This window comes from Bacillus marinisedimentorum (assembly GCF_001644195.2).
GTDB lineage: Bacteria > Bacillota > Bacilli > Bacillales > Bacillaceae_O > Bacillus_BL > Bacillus_BL marinisedimentorum.
In genome coordinates, this window is record NZ_LWBL02000030.1 from 146248 (window position 1) to 158316 (window position 12069).

Annotated in this window: 9 protein-coding genes, 1 tRNA gene and 2 pseudogenes; 11 read left to right on the forward strand and 1 reads right to left on the reverse strand. The window is 46.1% G+C overall.

What is annotated here, in order from left to right:
- Nucleotides 1–13 precede the first annotated feature (13 nt).
- The 11 genes and pseudogenes from ilvC to A4U59_RS09895 all read left to right on the forward strand — a co-directional run.
- Nucleotides 14–1048: pseudogene (ilvC, locus tag A4U59_RS09850) on the forward strand (ketol-acid reductoisomerase); the annotation flags it as partial.
- Nucleotides 1035–2579, forward strand: coding sequence for a 2-isopropylmalate synthase (locus tag A4U59_RS09855; RefSeq protein ID WP_066173301.1), 1545 nt, complete (start codon nt 1035–1037; stop codon nt 2577–2579). The pseudogene ilvC and the gene A4U59_RS09855, both read left to right, overlap by 14 nt.
- A gap of 13 nt (nt 2580–2592) precedes the next feature.
- Complete coding sequence (leuB, locus tag A4U59_RS09860; protein ID WP_066173304.1) at nt 2593–3702, forward strand: 3-isopropylmalate dehydrogenase; 1110 nt, start codon at nt 2593–2595, stop codon at nt 3700–3702.
- Between the two features lie 37 nt (nt 3703–3739).
- Nucleotides 3740–5152 carry a 3-isopropylmalate dehydratase large subunit gene (gene leuC / locus A4U59_RS09865; RefSeq protein WP_066173307.1) on the forward strand — a complete coding sequence of 471 codons (1413 nt, stop codon included), beginning with the start codon at nt 3740–3742 and terminating at the stop codon, nt 5150–5152.
- A gap of 15 nt (nt 5153–5167) precedes the next feature.
- Nucleotides 5168–5761: a 3-isopropylmalate dehydratase small subunit gene (gene leuD / locus A4U59_RS09870; protein WP_066173310.1), complete on the forward strand. Its 594-nt coding sequence runs from the start codon at nt 5168–5170 to the stop codon at nt 5759–5761.
- Nucleotides 5758–6762 (forward strand): threonine ammonia-lyase, encoded by a 1005-nt coding sequence (gene ilvA / locus A4U59_RS09875; RefSeq protein WP_066173313.1) that lies wholly within the window; start codon nt 5758–5760, stop codon nt 6760–6762. The genes leuD and ilvA overlap by 4 nt, the downstream gene beginning before the upstream one ends.
- A gap of 165 nt (nt 6763–6927) precedes the next feature.
- Nucleotides 6928–7731: a DUF2935 domain-containing protein gene (locus A4U59_RS09880; protein ID WP_066173315.1), complete on the forward strand. Its 804-nt coding sequence runs from the start codon at nt 6928–6930 to the stop codon at nt 7729–7731.
- Nucleotides 7732–8072: 341 nt separating this feature from the next.
- Nucleotides 8073–8705, forward strand: a complete 633-nt coding sequence (locus tag A4U59_RS09885) for a GDSL-type esterase/lipase family protein (protein ID WP_066173318.1) — start codon at nt 8073–8075, stop codon at nt 8703–8705.
- Nucleotides 8706–8808: 103 nt separating this feature from the next.
- Nucleotides 8809–8991: pseudogene (locus tag A4U59_RS22485) on the forward strand (Rdx family protein); the annotation flags it as partial.
- 153 nt (nt 8992–9144) lie between these two features.
- Nucleotides 9145–9513: a hypothetical protein gene (locus A4U59_RS09890; protein ID WP_066173321.1), complete on the forward strand. Its 369-nt coding sequence runs from the start codon at nt 9145–9147 to the stop codon at nt 9511–9513.
- Between the two features lie 350 nt (nt 9514–9863).
- The gene (locus A4U59_RS09895) at nt 9864–10121 is read left to right on the forward strand and encodes a hypothetical protein (RefSeq protein ID WP_066173323.1); all 258 of its coding nucleotides are present in this window, start codon (nt 9864–9866) and stop codon (nt 10119–10121) included.
- 372 nt (nt 10122–10493) lie between these two features.
- Here A4U59_RS09895 and A4U59_RS21345 read toward each other — a convergent pair.
- Nucleotides 10494–10590, reverse strand: a tRNA-Sec gene (locus tag A4U59_RS21345).
- Nucleotides 10591–12069: the final 1479 nt, after the last annotated feature.

The following is a 12069-nucleotide window of genomic DNA, read 5'->3' on the forward strand; positions in this document are numbered from 1 at the left end:
TAAAAAGGCGGGATGGAAAATGACAAAAATGTATTATCAACATGAAATCAATGAAGAAAGCTTGAAGGGCAAGAAAGTTGCGGTTGTAGGCTATGGCTCCCAGGGTCATGCCCATGCTATGAACCTCAGGGAAAGCGGGTTCGATGTCGTGGTGGGACTGAGAAAAGGCGGTTCCTGGAACAAGGCGGAAGAGGATGGATTCACGGTCAAAACAGTAAGTGAGGCAAGTGAAGAAGCTGATGTGATCATGGTGCTGCTGCCGGATGAATATCAGCCGTCAGTGTATAAGAAAGAAATCGAACCATTCCTTAACCAGGGGGATGCACTTGTGTTCGCTCACGGGTTCAACATCCATTTCAATCAAGTGGTGCCGCCGGCCGATGTCGATGTCTTCCTTGTCGCTCCGAAAGGACCGGGCCACCTTGTCCGCAGGACATATGAACAGGGCGCGGGCGTACCGGCATTGATCGCCGTCCATCAGGATTACAGCGGCCAGGCGAAAGAACTCGCCCTTGCATACTCAAAAGGAATCGGCGCGGCGCGCGCCGGCATCATCGAAACGACCTTCCAGGAGGAAACAGAGACGGACTTGTTCGGTGAGCAGGCTGTCCTGTGCGGCGGACTGACATCCCTTGTGAAATCGGGGTTTGAAACATTGACAGAAGCTGGGTACCAGCCGGAGGTCGCATACTTCGAATGTCTCCATGAATTGAAATTGATCGTCGATCTTATGTATGAAGGCGGCATCAAGGGCATGAGGTATTCCATCTCAGATACCGCCCAATGGGGTGATTTCGTTTCCGGCCCAAGGGTCGTCAATGAGGAGACGAAGGCACGCATGAAAGAGGTGCTGGAGGATATCCAGACAGGCAAGTTCGCCAAAGGATGGATTCTTGAAAACCAGGCCAACCGCCCTGAATTCAATGCCCGCAACCAGAAAGAACAGCAGCATCAAATCGAGGTTGTCGGGGAAAAGCTCCGTGATATGATGCCGTTTGTCAATAACAGGTCTGAGAAAAAGGAAGTGGCGGCCGTTGCGAAAAATTAACATTTTCGATACAACATTGCGGGACGGGGAGCAATCGGCGGGTGTCAATTTGAATACCCTCGAAAAGCTGGAGATTGCCAGGCAGCTTGAGAGACTCGGAGTCGACATCATCGAGGCGGGGTTTCCAGCCGCCTCCCCGGGGGACTTCGATGCGGTAAAACAAATCGCCCAAATCGTAAAAGATTCATCCGTAACCGGCCTGGCAAGGACGAATCACCAGGATATCGATGCGGCCTGGGGTGCCCTGAAAGATTCAGAGGAACCGAGATTGCATGTTTTCATCGCCACTTCTCCTGTCCATATGACATATAAATTGAAGAAAACACCCGACCAGGTGCTTGAAGCTGCAGTGGAAGCTGTCAAATATGCAAAAAAGAAATTCCCGGTTGTCCAGTGGTCTGCTGAAGATGCCTGCCGGACGGATCGGGCCTTCCTCGCCAAAATCGTCCAGGAAGTGATCCAGGCGGGGGCGGATGTCATTAACATACCGGACACTGTCGGTTACAGAAGCCCGGAGGAATACGGAGAACTCTTCAGCTTCCTGAAAGAAAATGTACTTTCGGCCGATAAGGTGCAGTTCTCCGCCCATTGCCATGATGATCTTGGGATGGCAACCGCCAATTCCCTTGCTGCGATTGAAAACGGTGCAGACCAGGTTGAAGGCACCCTGAACGGCATCGGAGAGCGGGCCGGAAATGCCGCTCTCGAAGAAATCGCAGTCGCCCTTTATATAAGAAAAGATCATTACAAGGCTGAAACAGGGCTGAACCTGGCCGAAATCAAACGGACCAGCCAGCTGATCAGCAAGCTGACCGGAATGATTGTACCTGCCAATAAAGCTGTCGTCGGCAATAACGCCTATGCTCATGAATCCGGCATTCACCAGGACGGCGTGCTGAAAGAGAAAACGACCTATGAAATCATAACACCTGAACTTGTCGGTTTTGCCTCCAACAGGCTTGTTCTCGGAAAACATTCCGGCCGTCACGCATTTAAACAAAAAGCGCAGGAACTCGGCTTTGAACTGCTGCCTGATACGCTTGATGAAGCATTCCGTGCCTTCAAGTCGCTTGCAGATAAGAAAAAGGAGATCTCAGATGATGATCTGTTTGCCATTCTGACAGACAAACAAACCGAGGACGCTGAAGAAACCCATTATGTTCTGAAAAGCATCCAGGTCCAGTATGGTACAGAAAATATCCCGACTGCCACCATTTCAGTCACAGCGCCTGACGGGGAAAGCATATTCGAAGCAGCCACCGGCTCTGGAAGCGTTGAAGCGATTTATAACACAATTGAAAGGGTGATCGGCGGCAAGCCGAAGCTGAACGATTATAAAATCCATTCAGTCGGCGGCGGCCGGGACGCACTGGCAGAGGTTTACGTGAATGTCACCTATGCCGGCAAAACTTCAAGCGGCAGAGGAACCGCACAGGATGTCCTTGAAGCCTCGGCGCGCGCCTATCTGAATGCCGTTAACCGGGTATTGTCACAAAACAGCCAGTCAGAAAAAAAGGAAGCTTACTTATAAGGAGGGCATCAATATGAAAAAGAAGATTGCAGTACTGCCGGGAGACGGCATCGGAAAAGAAGTCGCTGCCGGAGCAGTGCGTGTCCTCAAAGCGATTGCCGAGAGGTACGGCCATGAATTCATGTTCACGGAAGCGGCGGTGGGCGGGGATGCGATCGACCGTTTCGGCACTCCGCTTCCTGATGAAACACTTAATATGTGCAAACAAAGCGACGGCATTCTCCTTGGTGCTGTCGGCGGCCCCAAATGGGATCGTCTCCCTTCACATGAACGGCCGGAACGCGGCTTGCTCGGACTGAGAAAATCGCTTGGTCTTTTTGCAAACATCCGTCCGGTCCAATCGTTTACAAGCACCGTCCAGGCGTCACCTTTGAAACGTGAAATCGTCGATGGCGTTGATCTTATCATTGTAAGGGAATTGACTGGCGGCCTTTATTTCGGCAAGCCGAGTGAACGACGCGGAAGCCGGTCCGAGATCGTCGTTGACACGCTTCAATACGGCCGGGAAGAAATCGAGCGCATCGTTGAAAAAGGTTTTTCACTGGCACAGGACCGCAAAAAGAAGCTGACATCAGTTGACAAAGCCAACGTACTCGAATCAAGCCGGATGTGGCGTGAAATCGTTGATGAAAAAGCCAAACAGTATCCGGACGTGGAAGTCGAACATATGCTTGTCGATGCAGCGGCTATGAAACTGATCCACAATCCGAAACACTTTGATGTCTTAGTGACGGAAAACATGTTCGGAGATATTTTAAGCGATGAAGCCTCCATGCTGACAGGTTCTCTCGGCATGCTGCCGTCAGCAAGCCTGGCGTCAGCCGGACCGGCGCTTTATGAACCTGTACACGGGTCCGCACCTGACATCGCCGGACATAACAAAGCGAACCCGCTTGCTATGATCCTGTCGGCAGCCATGATGCTCCGCCTTTCCTTCGGCATGACGGAAGAAGCGGACGCAATCGAACGGGCTGTCCAGGAAGTGCTTGAATCCGGCTATCATACTGAAGATGTGAACACCGGATCAGGCTGCATTGTCGGAACGAAACGGATGGTTGACCAGGTCATTTACCAGCTGGAAGACGATGATGCAATTGCCGGCATTCTGGCAGCCTATGCATAACGGCTGTTTTGAACGTTTGTAAAGAGGGGGAATTGAAATGACGCCGAAAACGATCATCGAAAAAGTGTGGGAAAACCATACCGTTTCTTCTGAAGAAGGAAAACCGGATTTAGTATATATTGATCTGCACCTTGTGCATGAGGTCACATCCCCGCAGGCATTCGCGGGTTTGCGGCTGAAAAACAGAAAGGTCAGGCGCCCTGATTTGACGTTTGCGACAATGGACCATAACGTGCCGACAACAAACAGGGACCAGATTACAGACGAAACAGCCAAAAAGCAAATAAACGCTCTTGCAGAAAATTGCCGGCAATTCGGAATACCGATTGCCGGTATGGGCCACCCAGACCAGGGGATCGTCCACGTGATCGGTCCTGATCTCGGGCTGACGCAGCCTGGCAAAACGATTGTTTGCGGGGACAGCCATACATCGACCCATGGGGCATTCGGCGCCCTTGCGTTCGGAATCGGCACATCGGAAGTCGAGCATGTCCTGGCAACGCAAACCCTCTGGCAAAAGAAACCGAAGACGATGGAAGTCCGGATTGACGGAAGCCTTAAACCCGGTGTCGAAGCGAAGGATGTCATTCTCGCTTTCATCGGAAAATACGGTGTCCATGCCGGCACAGGCCATATCATTGAATATACCGGTGAAGCCGTTGAAAACATGACAATGGAAGAGCGGATGACCCTGTGCAACATGTCGATTGAAGCCGGGGCGAAAGCGGGACTGATCAGTCCGGATGACAAAACGTTCGAATATCTGAAAGGCCGCAAATATGCTCCTGCGAACGGTGATTTTGACAAAGCGGTTGAATACTGGAAAACCTTGAAAACCGATTCCGGGGCTGTATATGATAAAACACTGGTCCTTCCTGCAGAAGAAATCGACCCTCAGGTAAGCTGGGGAACGAATCCCGGCATGACCGTTCCGGTAAGCGGAAATGTTCCTGAACTTGATTCATATAAAACGAAAGCAGAACGGGAAAGCGCCGAGCGTGCTATGGCCTATATGGATTTGAAGCCGGGACAGCCGATCACCGACATAAAAGTTGACTATGTATTCATCGGTTCTTGTACGAATTCCAGGCTAAGCGATCTGCAAAAAGCCGCAGAAGTCGTAATTGGGAGGAGAGTCCACGAGGGTGTCAGGGCAATTATCGTTCCCGGCTCTTTTAAAGTGAAACTGGAAGCGGAAAAGGCGGGCCTTGATGTGATTTTCAAAAAAGCAGGTTTCGAATGGCGTGAAGCCGGCTGCAGCATGTGCCTTGCAATGAATGATGACGTTGTTCCACCTGGAAAGCGATGTGCGTCAACTTCTAACCGCAACTTTGAAGGGCGGCAGGGCAACGGTGCACGTACCCATCTTGTCAGTCCGGCCATGGCCGCTGCCGCAGCTGTATACGGGCATTTTGCTGATGTGCGGAATTATGAAGCGGCATTATCGTAAGAAGGAGGGCAGAAGATGGAAAAATTCAAGGAACATACGGGTAACACCTTTCCATTGGACCGTTCCAATGTGGATACAGACCAGATCATCCCAAAACAATTTTTGAAAAGAATCGAGCGGACCGGATTCGGCGAGTTCCTATTCTTTCACTGGCGCTTTGATGAAGAAGGCAGTTTGAGAGATGATTTCTCATTGAATGATCCGGAATACAGCGATGCTTCGATCTTGATCGGCGGAGATAACTTCGGCTGCGGCTCATCAAGGGAGCATGCACCGTGGTCCCTCGGTGATTTCGGATTCAAGGTGATCATTGCGCCGAGTTTTGCTGATATCTTTTACAACAACTGTGTGAAAAACGGCATTCTGCCGGTTGTGCTGGCTGAAAAAGAAATGGATCAGCTGATGGAAAAAGCAGCCAATCCGCCATACAAACTGACGGTGGATCTTGAAAACCAGCATGTTACAGACGGCGATTCCTTCTCGGCCTCTTTCACGATAGATGAGCATTGGAAAAACATGCTCCTGAACGGCTGGGATGAAATCGGCTTGACGCTTAGAATGGAAGAACAAATCAAAGAGTATGAACGAAAACATTTGCTGAAAGGGTGAAGTGCCTTGGGAATTGCTATGAAACAATCAATGTCATTGAAAGTCTTGAAACGATAATCGATTATGTCCATCGGACTCCGCTGAAACAATCACGGACCATCAATTCGATTTCAGGGTCTGACGTTTTTCTTAAAATGGAAAACATGCAAAAAACCGGTTCCTTCAAGTTAAGGGGCGCACTGAATAAAGTTCTTCACTTGTCGGAGCTTGAAGCTGCCAAAGGGATTATCGCCGCATCTGCGGGCAATCATGCCCAGGGTGTCGCTTACGCAGCTTACAAGCGCGGAATAAAAGCAAAAATTTTTATGCCTGTCCATACACCGGAAAGCAAAGTGAATGCAACGAAGACTTACGGCGCCGAAGTTATCCTGACAGGTGAAACGTTCCAGGAGGCGTATGAAGCGGCCGACCTTGAGCAGCGGGAAAAGGCGGCAACATTCGTGCATCCGTTTGATGATCCGCTTGTCATGGCGGGACAGGGCACGGCTGTACTGGAAATGATGCAGCAGACGAGCGGGCTTGATGCCGTTTTGGTCCCTGTCGGCGGTGGCGGCCTCATTGCCGGAACAGCAGCGGCTGTCAAACAGTTTTCGCCTTCCACAAAGGTGATCGGGGTGCAAACAGCTGCCGTGCCTGCACTCTATAACCGCTTCAAAGGAAAGCCTGACCGTTCCTACAAATCTGCCCAATCAATTGCTGAAGGCATCCTTGTCAAACAGCCGGGACGCCTTACCTATCCGGTGATCAAGCAGCTTGTTGACGAGATGGTGACCGTAACTGAAGCAGAAATTGCGTATGCGATGGTCCTGATGCTCGAACGTGAAAAAACATTTGTGGAAGGAGCCGGTGCAGCTGCACTCGCTGCACTGCTTTGCAAGAGACTTGGACTTGAAAACAAACGGGTGGGCGTGATGATCAGCGGCGGAAATGCTGACATGGTTAAATTCCCGATGCTGAAAAGCATGGCTGAAGAGGCTGAACCCAGACGTGAGATAAGCTGAGAAAACGGCGTAACTGCCGTTTTCTCTTTTGTCTGTGTTGAAAAAAGTTTACATAATAATATTATTATAAACAATATCATCTGGTTCTCCCCTCATGTTATGAAAGGATAACTGCTCGCATAAAGTGAAAAAGATGGCATTTATCTATGGAATAGGGGGAAGCTTATGGACACTTTTGTACGCAAGGCTGTTTTTGAACACCGTTTCTGGCTTCAGGTTCTCGGCGATCATTGCCGGTTTATATTCCAATCACTGGGCCCTGCAGAAACGGATGAAATCGAGCAGGCGCAAACATTAATGGAGGAATTTGACTCTCTTTATCAAAAAATCGACCGGGCAAGAAGCATCGGGCAAGTGAATGATGTGACAAAAGCTGCTGTCCGGGAAGCCGGCAAACTCTACAGTTATAAAAGAGAGCTACTGAAAAAACAGCTGCTAAAAGAAATTACATTCCACCTTTCACCTACCTTTGTGAACCATATGCTTAATGAACTTGAAGAATATTTACGGATACTCGAATTTTTGGAGAAAGGCAAGCAGCCGGAAGATGCTCACCCTGTTCACCATCATTTACTCTGGCTCCTTGATGCAAGCGGGCATGCCGGTGCAATTGAATGTTCCCTTGACCCTGCAGAGAAGCAGCTGATTCATAAAAGCAAACACTTTAAAAAGGATTTTGAAGGTTTCTATTTAAAAGCTGTGGAAATGGCAGGCTACTTAAGATCATCATTTCATGAATTTCCGGCCCTGCACGCTTTCAATGAAGAAGTCACACTGGAGATGAAAATTTTCCAGGTCTTTTTGGAAGAACTGGAAGAAATGGAAGTGAACAAAGAAGTGTTATCGACATTCTCGGCACTTATGGCAGATCATATGTTCAGGGAAGAGTGTTATTATTTAATCAAGCTTTCGGAAACAGACAATGTCTCTGCGCCGGAATGCGATCCTGGTCATCCTCGCACAAAATAGCGTGTTGAATGACGGTCAAGTTCCAGAATAGGCTGCTTCCATTTTCACAGAAACATTTATTCAAGGCTGCTATAAGTGAATAAGCTTGAACGGGAAGTCAACCTCAGAGCCGTATCCTCTCTGGGGTTTTTGGTGCTGTATAGGCTGTGTATCCAAATGTGTTATCTTATCTTTTCTCCTCATTCATTATACTGCTTACTAATAAGTAGGGTGTTTTTATGCTGCGGCAGGTTTTTGCCTGTCCATTTGGGGAAAAGTTTATTACTGTGTCAAATCCGCAACTTTAAAAATCATTGATTAAAAAAGGACAGTGTGATAAACAAAGAGAAAGGAGCGGACCCATGAAGAAAATGGTCTGTTTCGGTGACAGCATCACCGCCAGGGAAAAGGCAGAAGACGGTAGATTGCGCTTGACACCAAGGCTCCGGAAAGAGTTTCCCGAATGGAAAGTCTTGAATAGGGGGGTGCCGGGGAACACGACAAGGGACGCATCCCGGCGCTTCGAAAAAGATGTGTTAAAAGAAAACCCCGATCTTGTCACAATTTTATTCGGAGCAAATGATTCAGCCACCCACAGGCTGGTGCCGCTTAATGAATACCGTAAAAACCTAATGCACTTCACAGCAGAAATCGGGTCCGGCAAAGTGCTGCTTATCAGTCCGGCACCGGTCGTTGAAAAAAAGCAGCCCAACCGTTCAAATGCCAGATTACTGGAATACCGAAATGCTGTAATGGATACTGCCCGTAAAAAAGGAGCGGCGTTTTTGGATCTTCATATGATTATGACAGAGGAGGATTATGGCCAGTTTCTCGTTGAGGACGGGCTCCATTTTAATGAAAAAGGCTACCGGTTTTTGAGTGGGCTTGTCAGTGAAGCGGTCATTAACTGGCAAATTGATCAATATGAACAGGATCAGGCCAATGACAGAAGGTTTTCCGGAAAATTAGCGGGTATGCTTAAAAGCTTTTTTTGAGCACCGGATCCTTTTTCGATTTATCTTTTAAAAGGAGGGGGTACCGAAAATGGAGCAGAAGAAAGTAATGATAGAATTTTGCATGCAATGAAATTATGCGCCAAAAGCTGCGAGTTTCGCAGAAAAATTATTTGAAGAGTACCGTTCAGACATCACTATAGAACTGATTCCTGGTTCCGGCGGAGCTTTCGAAATTTTTGTGAACGGCAAACAGATCCATTCCAAACTTAAGTCGAAAGAATATCCTGAATTCCTGGAAATAAAGGCAAAAATAGATGCAAGTTGAGAGATGGGCCTGCAATTGAGCAGGCTGTTTTTTAGCATGAAATATCGGAACTTTCAATAAATTGTAACGAATGGGCCTTTGCTGTCATTCTTCAACGCATGTTCTCATGCTAAAATAAAAACAGGGGGAGCAGTCCGGAAGGGGAGGAGAAAGGTGACTCAAGGTCTTGAGCTGGACATGGAAGTGGTGAGGAAAGTCCTTGATTTTTCAGTCTTTCGAATGATGGATGATGACCAGGCCCTCAAGTGGTTCACAGAACACCATGGCATGGGCTTTTTCCATTATTCCGAAAACCTCTATGAAGTATGGCGGGATGTTGTCGGCCGCCTGAATGAAGTGGGTTTTACTGTCCGTATTGAGCAGGGCCCAAATGGAGCACTGGCAGAAGTCATCCATCCGGAAGGAAAATACGAAATGATCTCGGCAGCTGGAATATCCGCCCCGGAGGCGATCAGCCTTGCTGCCCTGGAACTTGTCAAATTCTACCCGGACATTTTGAAAATCAGGTCTGTTTCCCATTAAAAACCGCATGAGAATAGCATTGTGGACAGTTGTGGATAAAAAAAGCTGTCCTTATTTTTTTGATATATTTTAACTTGTATATACAATTTATTTGTATATACAAGTTAATTAGCCACAAAAAATAGTTACGCACAGGGGTGTTGATAACTGTTCTTTAAAAAGTATGATTGTGGATTATCGCTCCATGAGTTCTGGGAAATAATCTGAAAAGTAAAGAAAATCCAATAAATTGGCTGTCGGTTTTTCCAGAAATTTGATAAACTAAACCCATGCGATGTGATCCCGCACGTTTGTCAGTTTGTATGTCTTGCTTTTCTTAAACTGGAATACTCCGGAAGGGAAGTGGAAAAATGCCGTACAGGAAACTGCCTGATCAGATGAGGGACGAGCTGGAAAGGGAATTCATGGCACTGAATGTCATGATGGAACACAAATCACTGAGCCGTATGGATGCTGCGGAGATTGCGTTTGACAGGAAACTCTATATAATTTGCACGTTTTTAGATCAATGTAAAGATGATGATTACATACGTTTCAGAGAAAAAATAAAAAGTGACTTTAATTCGTATACAGCTATACAGAATGAGGAAGCAGTACCGATTAAATAAATAAAATGTGAGGCAGAACCCTATTGGTATCTGCCCCTTTTTTGGTTTTAGATATGCATTGGCTCTGTTATACGCTAGTGTTGATTTCCGTTGCAGGTACTCGCTTTCACGCAAGGGCACAAGTGCGACATCTGTTCCTGCTTCCCTTCGGTCGCACTCACAGTGTCTTCTTTGCCGCGGGGCGGGCGGTGAGCCTCCTCGTCGCTCCGCTCCTGCGGGGTCTCACCTGTCCCGCTAGTCCCGATGGAGTCTCGCACCTTCCACTACAATCAACTAGTGTAAAAAATCAACATTGAGCTTTAACACAGCCTATACATTAAAAAACCTTCTGCCGACACCGGCAGAAGGTTTGCTATTTCTTAATTATATGTATGGCGGGACCGTGTGGGAATCGAACCCACCAGAGACGGCACGCGCCTCTCAAAAGGTTTTGAAGACCTCGGGGGACACCAGTACCCCAGCCGGCCCCATCAGATGTTGTTAAATCAAGGTGTTTGGACATATACCACACGGTTTCTTATAAAAGTACCAAAGGGTTTTGTCTACCTATCACAGTATTTAATTCTATATTTAATTATAATAAAATGCAAATAAAAGTTGTGACTATAATGTGATGATATACGTGATGCACTGGAATGATGTAAACAAATAGAACAACACATTAATTTTACATCTTTTCAATAAGCCTTTGTATATCAAGGCATACAGCGTTTTTATAAATTTTTTAGTTAGTTGCCTATTAGGGAAGGAGAGAACGACCAAACTACCGTTTTAGAACATCTAAATGAATTAACTTTTTGCCGACAAAGCCTATTATATCAATGTCTGTAACGTTTTTAATTTTTATAGAGATAATCGCCTATTAGGGGAAAGGTATGATTCTCGAGTAATAGAACATATCATTAAATTAACGTATTTACAATAAACCCTTACAATATCAATGGTTATAGCACTCTTTTGGAGTATAGAGATAATCGTCTATAAGGGGAGGGAGATTCCGTGTGAGTTGCATATGATAAAATCAGCGTTTTCATTACAAACCCTGTTAAATTAACGTTTATAGCACTTTTACGCTTTAAATAGATAATCGCCTATTAGGGATGGAAAAGTAAACGTCATAAAAATGGACAAATAGAACATTTTATTAAATCGGTATTATCTTTAACAAACCCTTATATACCAACACTTCAAGCGTTTTAGAATGGATATTTAGTTAATCGCCTATTAGGGAGGGTAATAGTACTTTAAATAAAATAACCATTTTAAACTGAATGGGTGTAACGCTTTAAAAATGCTTTTTCAATTGAATAATCAATCTTATATCTGCAATTAATGTGAATCCAGACCACAGAAATGTAGATATAATAAAGGTTTTTTACTCTTACTTCTCAATGGTCTACAAAGGGAAGAAAATGTCCAAGTTAAGGAAATATTTTAATTCCCTGTGTATAAACCTTTTGAAAATATTTCACAAAAACACAACTGTTAGAAACGTACATGTTTCGGGGTTATATCGGCTCTTTTACTAGATATAAACCTAAAGGAAAGTTAACAAGCGTGTATATTTAGAAAAATGCCAAACCCCTTGATATGACTGGGTTTGTAGCACTTTCGGTAAAATGGTACTTATGAAGGGAGTGTAAAATTTAAAAACCGCTCAAAAATGACATGAACTTTCCGATGAACACACCTCCATCCCTTGATGCATAAGGGTTCGTATTCTCGATAAGTGGAAGGGTACTTTACCATTTAGAAAAACGCTACAACCACTGTCACTGTTGGGCTGTGGGATTTATCGGTTCAACGGTACTTATGGAAGGGATGTTTTGAAATAGAAAAATCCTGTACCTGTTCTGGCACAAGCGATTCAGCGATTTTGGGAAAATGGTACTTATGAAGAGAGTATAAAAATAAATCCATGTGAAGTTTTAGAAACTCACCTTCAACC

Coding starts and splice junctions, on each gene's coding strand:
- leuB (WP_066173304.1), top strand. CDS start 2,593: ATGAAAAAGAAGATTGCAGTACTGCCGGGAGACGGCATCGGAAAAGAA.
- leuC (WP_066173307.1), top strand. CDS start 3,740: ATGACGCCGAAAACGATCATCGAAAAAGTGTGGGAAAACCATACCGTT.
- leuD (WP_066173310.1), top strand. CDS start 5,168: ATGGAAAAATTCAAGGAACATACGGGTAACACCTTTCCATTGGACCGT.
- A4U59_RS09880 (WP_066173315.1), top strand. CDS start 6,928: ATGGACACTTTTGTACGCAAGGCTGTTTTTGAACACCGTTTCTGGCTT.
- A4U59_RS09885 (WP_066173318.1), top strand. CDS start 8,073: ATGAAGAAAATGGTCTGTTTCGGTGACAGCATCACCGCCAGGGAAAAG.
- A4U59_RS09895 (WP_066173323.1), top strand. CDS start 9,864: ATGCCGTACAGGAAACTGCCTGATCAGATGAGGGACGAGCTGGAAAGG.